This window comes from Massilia solisilvae (assembly GCF_024753215.1).
Classification (GTDB): domain Bacteria; phylum Pseudomonadota; class Gammaproteobacteria; order Burkholderiales; family Burkholderiaceae_D; genus Telluria; species Telluria solisilvae.
This window is the reverse complement of the sequence record NZ_JANUGV010000013.1, coordinates 1-16,023: the sequence shown is the minus strand read 5'-3', so window position 1 is coordinate 16,023 and position 16,023 is coordinate 1. Positions and strand designations below refer to the sequence as shown.

The 16,023-nt window shown below is 68.6% G+C and carries 14 protein-coding genes; 8 read left to right on the top strand and 6 right to left on the bottom strand.

What is annotated here, in order from left to right; genetic code table 11:
* The first annotated feature begins 44 nt into the window (after window positions 1-44).
* Window positions 45-1,547: an HD domain-containing phosphohydrolase gene (locus NX773_RS23150; protein WP_258858591.1), complete on the top strand. Its 1,503-nt coding sequence runs from the start codon at window positions 45-47 to the stop codon at window positions 1,545-1,547.
* A 13-nt stretch (window positions 1,548-1,560) separates the two neighbouring features.
* Here NX773_RS23150 and NX773_RS23145 read toward each other — a convergent pair whose 3' ends face one another.
* From NX773_RS23145 to NX773_RS23135, 3 genes are all read right to left on the bottom strand, one after another.
* Window positions 1,561-1,890 carry a hypothetical protein gene (locus tag NX773_RS23145; RefSeq protein WP_258858590.1) on the bottom strand — a complete coding sequence of 110 codons (330 nt, stop codon included), beginning with the start codon at window positions 1,888-1,890 and terminating at the stop codon, window positions 1,561-1,563.
* A 140-nt stretch (window positions 1,891-2,030) separates the two neighbouring features.
* Complete coding sequence (locus tag NX773_RS23140; RefSeq protein WP_258858589.1) at window positions 2,031-3,971, bottom strand: GAF domain-containing sensor histidine kinase; 1,941 nt, start codon at window positions 3,969-3,971, stop codon at window positions 2,031-2,033.
* A gap of 65 nt (window positions 3,972-4,036) precedes the next feature.
* Window positions 4,037-4,270 carry a hypothetical protein gene (locus NX773_RS23135; RefSeq protein ID WP_258858588.1) on the bottom strand — a complete coding sequence of 78 codons (234 nt, stop codon included), beginning with the start codon at window positions 4,268-4,270 and terminating at the stop codon, window positions 4,037-4,039.
* 206 nt (window positions 4,271-4,476) lie between these two features.
* Between NX773_RS23135 and NX773_RS23130 the strand changes: the two genes are divergently transcribed.
* A complete protein-coding gene (locus NX773_RS23130; protein ID WP_258858587.1) occupies window positions 4,477-4,854 on the top strand; it encodes a hypothetical protein in 378 nt (125 codons plus the stop codon).
* A gap of 119 nt (window positions 4,855-4,973) precedes the next feature.
* On the opposite strand, the gene NX773_RS23125 is transcribed toward NX773_RS23130, so the two are convergent.
* Together NX773_RS23125 and queC are read right to left on the bottom strand one after the other, a co-directional pair.
* On the bottom strand, window positions 4,974-5,717 hold the full coding sequence (locus NX773_RS23125; protein ID WP_258858586.1) for a metallophosphoesterase family protein: 744 nt from the start codon (window positions 5,715-5,717) through the stop codon (window positions 4,974-4,976).
* Between the two features lie 15 nt (window positions 5,718-5,732).
* Window positions 5,733-6,443, bottom strand: coding sequence for a 7-cyano-7-deazaguanine synthase QueC (queC, locus tag NX773_RS23120; protein WP_258858585.1), 711 nt, complete (start codon window positions 6,441-6,443; stop codon window positions 5,733-5,735).
* A gap of 140 nt (window positions 6,444-6,583) precedes the next feature.
* On the opposite strand from queC, the gene NX773_RS23115 reads away from it, so the two are divergent.
* Complete coding sequence (locus NX773_RS23115; RefSeq protein ID WP_258858584.1) at window positions 6,584-8,359, top strand: autotransporter assembly complex protein TamA; 1,776 nt, start codon at window positions 6,584-6,586, stop codon at window positions 8,357-8,359.
* Window positions 8,360-8,433: 74 nt separating this feature from the next.
* Entirely contained in the window at window positions 8,434-12,768 is a 4,335-nt protein-coding gene (locus tag NX773_RS23110; RefSeq protein ID WP_258858583.1) for a translocation/assembly module TamB domain-containing protein, read from the top strand.
* On the opposite strand, the gene NX773_RS23105 is transcribed toward NX773_RS23110, so the two are convergent.
* Window positions 12,765-12,932, bottom strand: coding sequence for a hypothetical protein (locus NX773_RS23105; protein ID WP_258858582.1), 168 nt, complete (start codon window positions 12,930-12,932; stop codon window positions 12,765-12,767). The genes NX773_RS23110 and NX773_RS23105 overlap by 4 nt on opposite strands.
* A 105-nt stretch (window positions 12,933-13,037) precedes the next feature.
* Between NX773_RS23105 and NX773_RS23100 the strand changes: the two genes are divergently transcribed.
* The 4 genes from NX773_RS23100 to NX773_RS23085 all read left to right on the top strand — a co-directional run bounded on the left by NX773_RS23100 (window position 13,038) and on the right by NX773_RS23085 (window position 15,903).
* Window positions 13,038-13,541 carry a CcdC protein domain-containing protein gene (locus NX773_RS23100; protein WP_258858581.1) on the top strand — a complete coding sequence of 168 codons (504 nt, stop codon included), beginning with the start codon at window positions 13,038-13,040 and terminating at the stop codon, window positions 13,539-13,541.
* A 7-nt stretch (window positions 13,542-13,548) separates the two neighbouring features.
* Window positions 13,549-14,058, top strand: coding sequence for a CcdC protein domain-containing protein (locus NX773_RS23095; RefSeq protein ID WP_258858580.1), 510 nt, complete (start codon window positions 13,549-13,551; stop codon window positions 14,056-14,058).
* Window positions 14,059-14,182: 124 nt separating this feature from the next.
* A complete protein-coding gene (locus NX773_RS23090; RefSeq protein ID WP_258858579.1) occupies window positions 14,183-14,653 on the top strand; it encodes a FixH family protein in 471 nt (156 codons plus the stop codon).
* Entirely contained in the window at window positions 14,650-15,903 is a 1,254-nt protein-coding gene (locus tag NX773_RS23085) for a cytochrome-c peroxidase (protein WP_258858578.1), read from the top strand. The genes NX773_RS23090 and NX773_RS23085 overlap by 4 nt, the downstream gene beginning before the upstream one ends.
* Window positions 15,904-16,023 lie beyond the last annotated feature (120 nt).

The window sequence follows — 16,023 nt, the reverse complement described above, 5'->3', positions numbered from 1 at the left end:
GCGCCGGCCTGCGGGCCCACAATAAAACGGTATCGGAAAGTACTATGGCTTTTTTGTCCGCCGCGCCAAAAGTTGCACCCTGGAAGGTCCTGCTGGTCGATGACGAGCCCGACGTCCATGACATCACCAAGCTGACGCTGTCGCGCTTTCGCCTCGACGGCCGCCCCCTGACCTTCCTGCACGCCTACAGCGGGCCGGAAGCGAAGGAAGTGCTGGCCCGTGAAAAGGACATCGCCCTCGTGTTCCTCGACGTGGTGATGGAGCGCGAGGACAGCGGCCTGGAAATCGCCCGTTGGATGCGCCAGGACCTGGGCAACCAGTTCACCCGCATCGTGCTGCGCACCGGCCAGCCCGGCCAGGCGCCGGAAGAGCGCGTGATCGTTGACTACGACATCAACGACTACAAGGAAAAGACCGAGCTCGACCGCACCAAGCTGTTCACCACCACCTTCGCCGCGCTGCGCGCCTACCGCGACATCATGAAGGTCGAGGAAGCGCGCCGCGCGCAGGCCAACTACCGCGAGGGCCTGGAACGCGTGATCGCGGCCTCGGCCCACATCTTCAAGCAGCGCAACCTGAAAGACTTTGCCAGCGGCCTGCTGCAACAGGTGGTGGCGCTGTTGCGCCTGGAGCAGAGCATGCTGCTGCGCGTGGCCGGCGCCAGCCTGATCACGGGCGAAAGCCGCTACGAGATCCTGGCCCAGATCGGCGACCTCGGCGGCGAGATCATCGGCCCCGAGCTGGTGGCCCAGCTCGACGAGGCGCGCGCCAACCGCATCTCCAAGCTGCATGGCGACACCTATGTCGGCTACTTCCCCAACAGCAGCGGCAAGGCCTCGCTGCTGGTGCTGCGCGGGGTCGAGGAGATTTCCGAAATCGACGCCCAGCTGCTGGAGGTGTTCTGTTCCGGGGTCGCGATCGCCTTCGACAACATCCTGCTGAACCAGGAAATCACCGACACCCAGGCCGAGCTGATCCTGCGCCTGGGCGACGTGGTCGAGTCGCGCTCGAACGAGGCCGGCAACCACGTGCGCCGCATGGCCCAGGTGTGCCAGCTGCTGGCGCGCGAAGCCGGCCTGCCGGAAGATGAAACGGCGGTGCTGATGCACGCGGCGCCGATGCACGACATCGGCAAGATCGCCACGCCCGACTCGGTGCTGCTCAAGCCCGGCAAGCTCACGCCGGAAGAGTGGGAAATCATGAAGCAGCACCCGGCCGTGGGCCTGTCGATCCTGCAGGGCTCGCAACGGCCGATCCTGAAGGCGGCCGCGGTGATCGCCCACCAGCACCACGAGAAGTACGACGGCAGCGGCTATCCGCAGGGGCTGTCGGGCGAGCAGATCCACCCCTACGCGCGCATCGTGGCGGTGGCCGACGTGTTCGACGCCCTCAGCCACAAGCGCTGCTACAAGGACGCCTGGCCGGTGGAGAAAGTGACCGAATACCTGCGCGAAGCAGCTGGCCACCACCTCGACCCGCGCTTCGTCGACCTGTTGATCAAGAATATCGACCACGCGGTTCAGATCAACCGCAACTGGCCGGACTGAGCGGCAGCGCCGCTCAGAACAACATGCTGCGGCTGGTGCTGCCGACCGTGATCACGCACGAGGTCGCGCCGCTCGCCATCAGGTGCCGGGTCGAGCAGCTCGCCAGCACCGGCTTGCCGGCGTAGTTGCCGCGAAAGCTGCCTTCGCCCCTGGGCAAGGAAAGGCCATCGTCGATCACCTTCTCGCCATTCACGTACACCTTCAGCTGCGTCAGGTCGACCAGGTCGGCGTTCACGCGCACGCCGTCCATCTGGACCGGTCCATGGTCGAACGCCGGCAGCGCGGTGGAACATCCGGCGCAAAAGACGGCGCAGCCCGCAGCCATGCCAAGTTTCCTGAACATTGTCACTCCGTGTCTGTGTGAGCCGGAGATCATATATGTGCAGGAAATACGATAAGCTATTGAATTGTCACAACAAAGTTATATCTTCGCGCTGCGGTAATTAAGACAAATTCCATGTGGAAACTTACGCGGCGCGCCACTCAGGCCGCTTTCTGCTCGCGCCGGCTGCGCGGGAACTTGAGCTGATAGCGTAGTCCCTTGCCCGGTTCGCTCTCGGCGCGCACGGTGCCGCCCAGCGGCCCGGTGGCCAGGTTGTACAGGATGTGCGCCCCGAGCCCGCTGCCGCCGCTGCCGCGCTTGGTCGTGAAGAACGGATCGAACAGCTTGGCCAGCGTATCCTGGTCCATGCCCGCGCCGTCGTCGGCATAGTCGAGCGTGACGGTCTCGCCGTCGCGTCGTGCGCGAATGCTGATCGTGCCGGCCTGGTCGCGCTCGTAGCCGTGCACCAGCGAGTTGACCAGCATGTTGGTCACGATCTGCGACACCGCGCCCGGGAAGCTGTCGAGCACCAGGTCGGGCGGGCACTGCACGTCCACCTTGACCGGGCGCCCCTTCAGCTTCGGCTGCAGCGACAGCAGCACTTCGTGCAGGTAGGCGCCCAGGTTGAAGCTGCGCAGGTCGTCCGACGACTGGTCCACCGCCACCTGCTTGAAGCTGCGCACCAGCGCCGCCGCGCGCTGGGTGTTGGTGGTCATGATGCGCAGCGACTGGTCCACCACGTCGAAGAACGCCTGCAGGCTTTCCTCGGTCATCTCGCCCGCTTCCAGCTCCTCGCGCGTGAGCTTGAGCTCTTGCACCAGGTGACTGGTCGCGGTCACGCAGATGCCCAGTGGCGTGTTGATCTCGTGCGCCACGCCGGCCACCAGGCGCCCGAGCGAGGCCAGCTTCTCCTGCCGCACCAGCTCGGATTGCGCCTGCTGCAGCTGGTTCAGCGCCTGGTTCAGCGCCGCGTTCTGGTGTTCCAGCCGGTCGTTCGCGCGCCGGATCCGGTGGTCCGCCTCCATGCGCGCGATCGCCACCGCGGCGTGGCTGGCCATGAACGCCAGCAGGTCGAGCTCGGCCTTGCTGTACACGATGGCCGGGTCATAGCTCTGCACGATGATCACGCCGTAGGGCTCGTCGTTGAACAGCATCGGCGCGCCCATCCAGCTGGCGATGTCCTGGCTGCCGAGCGGTTCGGTGACCTGGCCGCTGGCCAGCAGCCGCGCAAAGCTGCCCGCGTCGTGCAGCTGCGCGTGCTTGGACGCCAGCACGTACGAGCTCATTCCCACGCCGTAGCGAAAGCGCTTGACCGGCGCCACGGCATCCTTCTGGTCCACGAAGTACGGGACACTCATTTCCTGGGTGTCGGGATGGTACAGCGCGATCAGGAAGTTATCGGCGGCGATCAATTCGCTGATGATGCGGTGCAGGCTGCCCGGCAGGTCTTCGGGTTCGACCGCGCGCGCGGACAGGTTCGCGATCTGGAACAGCGCGTGCTGCAGCTGCTCGGCGCGGCGCCGCTCGGCCACCTCGATCGCCAGCGCCGCGGTGCGCTCCTGCACCGCGCGCTCGAGCCGGTCCATGCTCTGCAGGCCCTGCAGCGCGATCGACACGTGGTTGGCGATCAGCGCGAACAGCGCCTGGTCTTCATCGCTGTAGCGGTGCGCCGGCGTGTAGCTCTGGATGACGATCGCGCCCAGCGCCTGGTGCTGCTGGTCCAGCAGCGGGCAGCCGATCCAGTGCTCGGCCGCGCTGCCGGCGCCCCACTGGCCGCGCTCGTCGAAGTCGTCACGCGTGATCACCAGCGTGCGCTTGTTCAGGATCACCCACGCCGTCGGCGACTGCTCGGGCGAGGCCAGGCGCACGCGCTCGCCGGGGTCGGGCGAGGCGTCCTGCTCGTCCACGAAGTACACGAAGCGCACCGTGCCATCCTCGCGGTCCGACAGCGCCACATAGAAGTTGGCGGCAAACATGATGCGGCCAAGTTCGCGGTGCACCAGGCGGATGAATTCGGTGATGTCATTGCAGCTGGTGGTCATCTGCCCGATTTCGAGCAACATCGACTGGACCGCTTCAAGGCGGCGGAGGCGGCTTTCCATGATTTCCCTTGCATAGATAATGCACTAGGGAAATAGTACCAGCTTGCCCGCGGCGGCGGGCGATTTCAGGGGGCGCGCGGCGGCCTGCGGGCGCGCAGGCCCGGCGGGCGCGGCGGCGCCACCGGCGGGCGCAGCGGGCGCGGATCGATGGCCGGGCTGGGCGCCTGGCGCGGGAAGGGGTTGATGATGATCGGCGGGATCGTCGGCGGGGCCGACGGCGGCCCTTTCGGCCCGCTGTTGAACAACACCGGAGCAGCACGGGCCCGGCGCGCGTTCATCTTGTGCTCGTTATTGTGCATGGCATCCCCCGGACGGCAGCGCGGACTGTCAGTATAGGCAAGGACAGCCGCATTTCAAGGCCAGGCCGGGCGGCCCGCAAACACGTTCGTCGGCGCTTGCGCACGCCTGGTCCGCAAAAGCTGCAGCCTGTCGCATTCCGATGGCCGCACGCCCCGCGCGCGCCTACAGTACAACCATACCGAACAACCACACAACGAGGTAAGCCATGAAAAAGTACGCTCCCTGGATCATCCTGCTGCTGGTCGCCGCCGCGTCCTGGGCCCTGTTCGCGCATGCCGACATCTGGACTGTCGACATCGACGGCGAACGCATCGACGGTCCGCTGGGCGCGCTGCTTGGCCTGGCGTTCGCCGGCGGCGGCACCCTGATCGCGGGATTCGTGATGCTGGTGGTGGGCGCCGTGCTGGCGGTCGTGTTCGCCGGCGTGGGCGTGATCCTGCTTGGCGTGCTGGGCATGGGCGCGCTGGCGCTGGCCGCCATGATCTCGCCGCTGCTGCTGCCCCTGCTGCTGCCGCTGGCGATCATCTGGTTCTTCACCAAGCGCGCGAAGAAGCAGCGCATGCTGGCCGAACAAGCTGTCTGATACGTAGGGTGGGCAGGTCCTCCTGCCCACGCGTTCAACTACCGCTTGCGCCGCCTGGACGCGTGGGCAGGGAGAGGCTGGGCAGTGCCCAGCCGAGCGCCCACCCTACCACCCCCCCCTCAGATCCCTTCCACCAGCCGCATCGCGAACACGATCGGCAACCCGGCCCCGATCACCCGCCGCGCCGCCGCGCCGTGGTCGTAGGGCACCCTGAAGTAGCACAGCTCCCGCGTCGCATCGTCGTACAGCGCATAGCAGGCCGCGTTGTTGGCGTCGCGCGGCTGGCCGACGGCGCCGGGAATGGCCAGGTACTGGTGCTGCGGCTGCAGCACCAGGCGCGAGTTGGGCGACGGCTGGTGCTTGCCGACCCGCCCGTCATCGGCGCGCCGGAACAGCGCTGGCGCGTGCACGTGGCCCGAGAACACCAGCTTGCTGGCGGTCGCGCGCAGCGAACGCTCGGCCTGCTCGACGCCGGTCACGTATTCCCACTTGATCGGATCGTAGGCGCTGGCATGCACGAACAGCATGTTGCCGAGCTGGCGCGTGAGCGGCAGCTCGGCCAGGAAGTCGAGCTGCGCCGGCGCGAGCTGGCCGCGCGTCCATTCGATCACTTCGCGCGCCTCGGCGTGCATCTGCGGCCTGGCCGGGCGCGTCACCGAATAGTCATGGTTGCCCTGCACCGCGATCGCGCCGCGCGCCACGTAGTCCATCACGGTCTGCACCACCCACGCCGGGTCGGCGCCATAGCCCACGAAGTCGCCCATGAACGCATACTGGTCCGCCTTCTGCTGCGCCGCATGCGCCAGGCACGCAGCCAGCGCCTCGCGGTTCGCGTGCAGGTCGGTCAGCAGGGCCAGGCGCATCGCAAGGTGCCCGGATCAGGCGCCGCGGCTGGCGGCGAACTGAGCGTAGCCGCGCGCGCGCAGCTCGCAGGCCGGGCATTTGCCGCAGCCGTAGCCCCACTCGTGCCGCTCGCCGCGCTCGCCCAGGTAGCAGGTGTGGGTCTCGAAGCGGATCAGGTCCACCAGCGGCTGGCCGCCGGCCTCGAAGGCCAGTTCCCAGGTCTGCTTCTTGTCGATCCACATGAGCGGCGTTTCGATGCGCTGGCGCGTGGCCATGCCCAGGTTGAGCGCAACCTGCAGCGCCTTCATGGTGTCGTCGCGGCAGTCGGGGTAGCCGGAAAAATCGGTCTCGCACATGCCGCCCACCAGCACCGTCAGGCCGCGGCGGTAGGCCACGGTGGCGGCCACGGTCATGAACAGCAGGTTGCGCCCCGGGACGAAGGTGTTGGGCAAGCCGTTTTCCTGCATCGCGATTTCGACATTGCTGGTGAGGGCGGTGTCGGAGATCTTCGAGATCAGCGACAGGTCGATCATGTGGTCTTCACCCAGGCGCTCGTTCCATACGGGCGACAGCGCGCGCACTTGTTCCAGCACGGTGGGCCGTACCGACAATTCGATCGCGTGGCGCTGGCCGTAATCGAAGCCGATGGTCTCCACGCGCGCAAAACGCTGCAGGGCCCAGGCCAGGCAGGTGGTGGAGTCTTGGCCTCCGCTGAACAGGACCAGCGCAGTGTCGGTAGGATGCATGCTGAATAATTTCTGAAGATAAACGTTCGCCAGTCTGTTTGCCGATCCGTTAAGATGTTCTCTGCAATAAGTGCGATTGGAGCGACATGTTCTTTGCGGGCCTTGATCACCTGACGACGGCGCGGCGGCGACCTCGAATTTTGGCACAAATCGTGTCGGCCGTGTACGCCCTGCTGCTGGTCCAGGTGGCCCTGGCCCAGGATACCCCCACCGTGGGGGGCATCAACTACACGGTGCAGGTGGACGCGCCAGGCGCACTCGACGAACTGCTCACCAATAACCTGGACCTGATGCGCTGGCGCGGCAACCCGCGCGTGGACCTGCCGCTCCTGCAAAGGCTGGTGCGAGAGGCGCCGGCGCAGGCGCGCACGCTGGTCGAAACCGAGGGTTACTACACGCCGAAGATCGAGGCCCGGCTCGACACCAGCGGCGCCGAACCGGTCGCGCGCATCAGCGTCGATCCGGGGCCGCCGGTCACGGTCGGCCAAGTGGAGATCGAACTGCGCGGCTTTGGCACCACCGGCAGCGGATTGCCCTTCGACGAGAAGGCGCTGCGCAGCGACTGGACGCTGCCGGCGGGGCGCCAGTTCCGCCAGGCCGACTGGGAGAGCGCCAAGCGCGACTTCCTGCGCCAGGTCACGCGCAACCGCTTCGCGCGCGCGCAGCTGGCCGAATCGCGCGCCACGGTCGATCCCGCCGCGCACAAGGCGCTGCTTCAGATCGTGGTGGACAGCGGCCCGGACGTGCATTTCGGCGCGCTGCACGTGGTCGGCCTGTACCGCTATCCGCAGACGGTGGTCACGAATCTGAACCGGATCAGTCCGGGCGATCCGTACAGCGAGGCGGCGATGCAGGCCTTCCAGACCCGCCTGCAGGACACCGGCTACTTCAGCAGCGTGCAGGTGAGCCTGGACACGACCGGGCAGGAGGAAGCGGCAGCCACGCCGGACAACGTGCCGCTGGTGCTGCCGGTGCTGGTGCAGGTGACCGAAAACAAGCAGCGCAGCGTGGAGGCCGGCGCCGGCCTGTCGACCAACACCGGCGGGCGCCTGCAGCTGAACTACAACGACCTGAACGTGCATGGCACGCGCCTGAAGAGCCGCCTGATCGTCGAGCAGAAGCGCCAGACCGGGCGCGCCGACTTCTACTGGCCAACCACCCCGAGCGGCTTTGACGACAGCATCGGCGGCGGCGTCGAACGCACCGACGTGCAGGGCGAGATCACCAACGTGTCCAGCATCTCGGGACGGCGCGCCTGGGGCTCGCCGCGGCTCGAGCAAAGCGTGACGCTCGAAGCGCTGACCGAGCTGCGCACCATCGACAGCCAGCCATCCACGCGCAGCAAGAGCCTGCCGCTCACGTATGCCATCACCAAGCGCGAGCTCGACAACCTGATCACGCCCACGCACGGCTACGTGCTGACCGGTCAGTTCGGCGGCGCCCTGCTGCCGGTGATGACCGACCGCCAGTTCATCCGCGCCTGGGGCCGCGCTTTCCTGCTCAAGCCCTTGTCCACCAGGGTCTCGCTGGTGCTGCGCGCCGAGGCCGGCGCGGTCGGCTCCAGGGCCAAGACCGGCGTGCCGAGCACCTTCCTGTTCCGTGCCGGCGGCGACCAGTCGGTGCGCGGCTACGCCTACCAGGAACTGGGCGTGAAGGAGGACGGCGCGACCGTCGGCGCTCGCTACCTGGCCACCGGCAGCGCCGAGCTGCAGTACTGGTTCAAGCCGCCGTGGGGCGCGGCGGTCTTCTACGACGCCGGCAACGCGGCCGACCGCATTGCCGACCTGCGGCCCAAGTCCGGCTACGGCGTGGGCGCGCGCTGGCGCAGCCCGGCCGGGCCGATCAACGTCGATATCGCATACGGCCAGGCCGCGCGCCAGGTGCGCCTGCACTTCTCGCTGGGGTTCACCTTCTGATGGATACGCCAACGCCCGCCCCCGCCACCCCATCGCCAGTGCCGCGGCGCTGGCCGCGCCGCGTGGCAACGGGCGTGGCCATCGTGGCCGTGCTGGCCGCCGCCGGCGCCTGGTACCTGGGCCGGCCGGCGACGCTGCAGTCGCTGGCGCAAAAAGTCGCCAACGCCACCGGCGGCAAGCTCACCTTGTCGGGCATCTCTGGCTCGCTGTACGGGCCAATGCACATCGCGCGCATCGCGTACCGCACGCCGGACCAGCTGCTCACCATCGACAACGTGGACATCGTGTGGTCGCCCTCCGGCCTCATTGGCGGCAGCCTTGCGATCGACAAGCTGTATGCCGGCGCGCTGCGTTCCGAAACGCTGCGCGAAACGCCGCCCCAGCCGATGCCCGCCACGCTGGCGCCGCCGTTCGGGCTGGACGTGCGCGACGCGCGGCTGGCAAAAGCGGTCTTCGTCAGCAAGGGCGCCGCCACCGAAATCGACAACGTGCGCCTGAGCGTCTCGGGCGGTGCAAGCGGCTGGCACTTGCGCAGCGCGACCGCGTCGACGCCATGGGGTGCGCTTGCGGCGAGCGGCACCATCGACGGCACCAAGCCCTACAAGCTCGATGCCAATGCCAGCCTGGCGCAGGATGCCACCAGCACACCGCATCCCGCACGCCTGGCCCTGCACGCAGGCGGCAACCTGGCCACCACCATCATCGATGCGCAGGGCCAGGCCGGCCGCGCGACCGGCACCGGTCACGTCGAGCTGGCGCCGTACGAAGCGATTCCACTGCATGCATTCACCATCAACGGCCGCAATGTCGATCCCGGCTTTTTCAGCCCCGGCCTGCCGACAGCGGACCTGACCTTCTCGGTGGCCGCGCGCATCAAGGCCGGCAATGCCGTCAGCGGCAACCTGGACATCACCAACGACGGGCCGGCCGGCACCATCGACCAGCAGCGGCTGCCGCTGCGCGCGCTACGGGCGCGGCTGGGCGGCGACCTGACCGCGCTGTCGGTCTCCGGCGTGCTGATCGATCTGGGAGCCGCCGGACAATTCACCGGCAACGGCAGCGTGCACCGGGCAACTGGCGAAGCGGGGCTGGGGCAGGCCGACTTCGTACTGCGCACCGAGCACCTGGACCTGCACGAAATTCACAGCCTCATCCGCAAGACCGCCATCGCGGGCAACCTTGAACTGGCGGGCGCGGAGAAGACGCAGACGCTGCGCGGCAAGTTCGCGGAAAAGAACCTGCGGCTGGACCTGAACGCGGCGCTGTCCGGCACCGCGCTCGAGCTGAAACAGGCGCGCCTTGGCGTGGGCAGCGGCGTCATCGACCTTGCCGGCAGGGCCAGCCTGGCCGGCGACAAGGCGTTCAGCGTCAAGGGCAATGTCGCCCACTTCAACCCGGCGGCGCTGGGCGAGCTGCCGCAGGCCGACCTGAACGCGGCCTTGCAGGCGCGCGGCAAGCTGGCCCCGGCGTGGGCCACGACGGTGGACTTTACGGTGACGCCCAGCCGGCTGTTCGGGCAGCCGCTGTCCGGCAAGGGCAAACTGGACGCCGACGCGCAGCACGTGAGCAGCGTGGACGCATCGCTCGCGCTCGGCCAGAACGCGGCGCAGCTGAGCGGCAGCTTCGGTGCGCCCGGCGAGCATTTGCGCTGGCGCGTCGAGGGCCGCCAGCTCGACGTGCTGCGCGCCGGCCTGTACGGCAGCGTGGTCGCCAGCGGCGAGCTGACCGGCACCATGGCCGCGCCGCACACGAGTTTCGAGGTCAATGCCAATGGCCTGGGCTGGGCGGCCGACCGCGGCAAGGCCGGGGGCGGCATCGTGCAGGCGCGCGGCGAGGCGTCGCTGGCCAGCGAGGGCGGCAAGCGCGTCGCCGCGGTGAAGGCCAGCGGCTCGGCGCAGCGCTTCAACCCGGCCGCATTCGGCTCGCCGCTTGCCGGCAGCATCGACGCCACTTTCGACGGCAACGCGCGCTTTGGCGCGGCGTGGCGCGGCGCGCTGGACCTGGCCGTGCAACCGCAATCGACCCTGTCCGGCTCGCCCCTGTCGGGCCGCGCGCGCTTTGACGCCGACCGCGCGCGCATCTCGAACACCGACGTCGAGCTGCACCTCGGACCGAACCTGGTGAGCGCGCGCGGCGCTTTCGGCACCGCGCGCGACACGCTCGACTGGCGCATCGACGCACCGCGCCTGGCCGCTCTGGGGCCGGGTTACGCAGGCGCGCTGCGCGGGGCCGGCACGCTCTCGGGAACCATCGACGCGCCTGCGCTCACCACCACGCTCGACGGCCAGGGCCTGGCCTTCCTGGGCCGCTACGCCGTGCGCACGCTGCATGCCACGGCCAGCCTTGGTACCGGCCGCGGCCCCATGGACCCGGTGGCGGCCGACGTGCAATTGACCGACCTGGCCGCCGGCACCGCCCGCGTGGCCGCGCTGCGCCTGCAATCGAGCGGCACGCGCGCAGCGCACACCCTTGGCCTGGCCGCGCGCGGCGACGGCTTCGACGCCGCGCTCGACCTGCGCGGAGGCTGGACCGGCAACGCCTGGAACGGCACGGTCGGCGTGCTGCGCAACCGCGGCCGCTACGCCTTTGAACTGCAGGCGCCGGTGCCGCTGCGGATCGCCACGCTGCCTGGCGCGGGCCTGGCCGGGCTCGCGCATCCGGACCAGCTTGCATTCAACGGGGCGGTGATCCGCCTGCCGGCCGGCACCGTGACGGTGGAGTCGCTGGTCAAGCTCGGGCCGCGCTGGAACAGCCGCGGCAGCGCCACCGGCATTCCGCTCAACTACCTGACCCAGGTATCGCCCGACCTGGCCGACACCGTCAGCGGCGACCTGACGCTGGGCGCGCAGTGGTCGCTCGACCTGCGCACGGCGGCGGCAACCGGCGGCGCGCCAGCGCTGGACGGCATGGCGCACCTGTTCCGCGAACGCGGCGACCTGACCGTGGGAACCGAGATCCCGGTCACGCTCGGCCTGCGCCAGCTCGACGCGCGCGCCGACGTCGCGGCCGGAACGCTGCGCGCGCAGCTGGACATGGAAGGCGTGAAGCCGGGACGCACGCACCTGGAAGCGACCGCCCAGCTGGTGCAGGGGCTGCTGAGCGACGCCAGCCCGTTGCGCCTGGCGGCCAACGCCGACATCCCGTCGATCGCCTGGCTCGCCCCGCTCGCCGGCCAGCCGGGCCTGGATCTGGACGGCACGCTCAAACTGGCGCTGGCCGGCACCGGCACCATCGGCGCGCCGGGGCTGGACGGCACCGTCAGCGGCGACAACCTCGCGGTGCGCTGGACCGAACAGGGGCTGAACCTGCGCGGCGGGCAGTTGCGCGCACAGGTCGCCGGCGACGAGCTGCGCCTGCAGCGGCTCTCGTTCAACGGGCCGCACGGCACCGCCACCGCCGAAGGCACGATGCGGCTGGCCGGCAGCGCGTCCAATGTCCAGCTCAAACTGGTGGCCGACAAGCTGGAGGCGCTGTCGCGGCCGGACCGCACGGTGGTCGTGAGCGGCCAGGCCACGCTGGTGCGCGACGCCAGCCGGTTTGCGCTGGAGGGGAGCTTTCGCGCCGACCGCGCCCTGATCGAACTGGCGCCGCAGGGCCGCCCGACCATGTCGGACGATGTGGTGGTGCTGGGCCGAACCGCGCCGCAGCAGCAGGCCAGGCCGGAAGCGGCCCAGCCGCTGGTGGTGGACCTCACCGCCGAGCTGGGCGACGACTTCCGCCTGCGCGGCAAGGGCATCGACGCCACGCTCGGCGGCAGCCTGCACCTGCGTCGCACGGGCAGCCGGGCGCCGCGCGTGAACGGCACCATCCGCGTGGCCAGCGGCACCTACTCGGCCTACGGACAGAAGCTGACGATCGACCGCGGCCTGCTCACCTTCAGCGGCCCGTACGACAATCCCTCGCTCGACATCCTCGCCGTGCGCAAGACGCCTGGCGGTGGCCAGCCCAGCGAAACGAACGTCGAGGCCGGCGTGGAAGTACGCGGCACGGCGCAGGCGCCAGTCGCCAAGCTGGTGTCCACGCCGACGGTGTCCGACAGCGAAAAGCTGTCCTGGCTGGTGCTGGGGCACGGCATGCAGGGCACGACCGGCACCGAGGCCGACGTGCTGGGCGCGGCGGCCAGCGCCCTGCTCTCCGGGTCCGGCGGCGGCTTCCCGTCCAAGGTGGCCGGCTCGCTCGGGCTGGACGAGATCGGGGTGTCGGGGGCGTCGGCCAAGGGGCTGGAGAGCACCGTGGTCACGGTCGGCAAGCGGCTTTCGTCGCGCACCTACCTGAGCTTCGAGCAGGGCGCGAGCACGGCGTCAAGCGTGGTGCGGCTGCGCTACAAGCTCAACCCGCGCATCACCCTGCAGCTGCAGACCGGCACGAATACGGCACTGGACGTGCTGTATTCGTGGGCCTTCGACTAGACGCGCACGCTCGGGTTGTGGTCGGGCGGGATGTCCTCGTCGTCCTCTTGCGGCATGCGCACCGGGTTGTGGTGCGGGTGCGGGTTGTCGAAGGTATCCGGGCTGGGCTCTTCAATTGGCTCAGGGTCCGGCGCGCGATGCGCCAGGGCAGGCGTTGGCTTCATGGCCTCGTTCTCCTTTCAAGAAATGCACCGCCAACCTTATCATGAGCTGGACCGGTTCGCCGCCCGGCTGCATTACAATGCCGGATTCGACATAAGGAATCCGACATGGCCATCCCCGCACCGATCATCGCCGTCGCCCTTGCACCGCTGGTGGCGTGGCGCCTGTACAGCCGCATCAAGCGCCTGACCACCCGCCAGCTTTCGCGCACCTGGCGCCACCGCACCACGCTGGTGTTCTTCCCGCTGCTGCTGGTGCTGGTCAGCCTGGCCGGCATCGGCAACCCGCTGATCCTGCTTGGCCTGGCGGGCGGCCTGGTCGCCGGTTCAGTGCTGGGCGCGGTAGCGTTGAAAAAGACGCAGTTCGAGCAGGTCGGCGAGCAGTTCTACTTCACGCCGCACGCGCACATCGGCCTGGTGGTGGCGCTGCTGTTCATCGGCCGCATGGGCTGGCGCGCCTGGGAGTTCTACGTCAACGGCGGCATGCACCAGAACGACTTCATGAAAAGCCCGTTGACGGTGACGATCTTCGGCATCCTGTCCGGCTACTACATGACCTACGCGATCGGCCTGCTGCGCTGGCGTAAGCTCACCGCCCCCGCCAAGGACTGAAACCACGATGGACCTGACTACCCTTGCCCTGATCATCCTGGTGCCGGTGCTGGTGTGGCGCGTGTATTCGCGCGTGGCCTCGCGCATGGCGCGCCAGCGCTCGATCGTCTCGCGCCACTACACTGGGCTGCTGACGTTTTTCGCCATGGTGGCGGTGCCGGCCACCGAGCTGTCCGACCCGCTCACGCTGGCCGCGCTCGGCGGTGGCCTGCTGGCGGGCCTGGCGCTGGGTGTGTACGGGCTGCGCATCACGCGCTTCGAACAGACCGAGGAAGGCTGCTTCTTCACGCCCAACGCGCGCCTTGGCATCCTGGTCGCGATGGCGCTGGTGGCGCGCGTGCTGTACCTGGGCGCGCTCATCTACGCGAACAAAGGCAGCAACCTGCCAACGCCCAAACTCACCGACAGCCCGCTGACCATGCTGACGGTGGGGCTGACCGCCGGGTACTTCTGGATGTACTCGGCTGGCCTGCTGCGATGGCGGATGAAGATCCGCAAACAGATCGGCACGTTCTGAGCCAAGGGGACCTTCGAGGTCCCTTTTTATTTTTCTGTATTAACCGCTTGACCTTCCCATGATGTCAAGCTTTAACCTGCGCGCCTCTCTTCTTTTTGACTTACTTTTACAGGAGGCTCGCAACATGTTCCAACGATTTCTCGTCCTGGCCGCGCTCGCGGTCGCTACCCTGCTCACCGGCTGCATGTCCGTGCCCGAGGGGCTGGACCTGTCCCTTGCCAAGCCCACCGACGGGCACAAATACGTGGTCAAACTCCAGCCGCTGGGCGATCCGGACAAGATCGGCCAGATGCAGTCGTGGGAGGCCAGTGTGGCCACCGCCGACGGCAAGCCGGTATCGGGTGCACGCATCGAAGTGGGCGGCGGCATGCCGCAACACGGCCACGGCCTGCCGACCCGCCCCGCGGTGACGCGCGAACTGGAAGGCGGCCGCTACGTCATCGGCGGCGTGAAGTTCAGCATGAGCGGCTGGTGGGAACTGAAGCTGAAAATCGACTCGAGCACCAACGGCCCGGATGCCGCGACCTTCAACGTCGTCGTCGGCCGCGGCACGCCGCGCCAGACCGCGCTTCTCGCACCAGCGGGGAAAGCATGAGTCGTCCCGCACTCGTGGTCGGCTGGATGGCCGCGCTTGGCATCGCCGCCACGGCGGCCGCGTGGTCGATCGCGGCGACCCTGGCCGATACCGACCACTGGACGCCGGAACAACTGGTGGTGCTGTCGTCGATGCATATCAACCAGCTGCCGCCTGCGCAGAATGACCCGTCCAATGCGGTCGACGGCAAACCGGAAGCCATCGCACTCGGCAAGCAGCTGTTCTTCGACAAGCGCTTGAGCAGCAACGGCGCCGTCTCGTGCGCAAGCTGCCACGACCCGGCCAAGGGCTACCAGGACGGCTTGCCGCGCGGGCGCGGGACGGGGCTGGGCAATCGCCGCACGATGCCGGTGGCCGGCGCAGGCTACAGCCCGTGGCTGTTCTGGGACGGCCGGGCCGACAGCCTGTGGGCCCAGGCGCTTGGGCCGCTCGAAAATCCGGCCGAACACGGCGGCACGCGCACCCGCTACGCGCAGCTGGTGCAGGCCGCGTACCGTGATGAATACGAAAAGGTGTTCGGCGCCATGCCCAGCCTGCCGGTACTGCCAGCCGACGCCAGCCCCAGCGGCACCGCTGCGCAGCGCCAGGCATGGCAGGAGCTCGACCCGGCAAGCCGCGAGGCCATCTCGCGCATCTACGCCAACATGGGCAAGGCCATTGCAGCTTACGAGAAGACCCTGCGCTTTGGCGAATCGCGTTTCGACGCCTACGTGGGCGCGACACTGCGCGGCGATCCTGAGGCGCCACGCCTGCTGACGGAGGCGGAAAAGCGCGGGCTGCGCATCTTCATCGGCGAGGGGCGCTGCGCGACCTGCCACAACGGCCCGCTGCTGACCGACCAGCATTTCCACAATACCGGTGTGCCGCGCCTGGATCCGGCGCACCCTGACCTGGGCCGCTCTGCAGCGACGAGCGTGGTCGCGAACGACGAATTCAACTGCCTGGGCCGGTTCAGCGACGCGCAGAGCAGCCAGTGCGAGGAGCTTGCGTTCATGGTCAAGGACGACCCGCTGCTGGTGGGCGCATTCAAGACGCCGGGCCTGCGCGGCGTGGCGACGCGCGCGCCGTACATGCATGCAGGGCAGCTGGCAACGCTGGAAGACGTGGTCGCGCACTACCGCAAGGCGCCGCGGGCGCAGGTGGGTCAATCCGAGCTGGCAAGGCCCCGCCTGAGCGACGAGGATGCGCGTTATCTGGTCGCCTTCCTGCGCACCCTGGATAGTCCGGTAACCGAGCACTTGGCCCGCTGAGACTCCACGTCGTTCGGGCGCAAGCCGGAACCCATGCTGAGCATGCGACCACGCAACTTGAGCAACTTCGAATATTCGGCATGGGTCCCGGCCTGCGCCGGGACGACAGTTGAGGGAAAC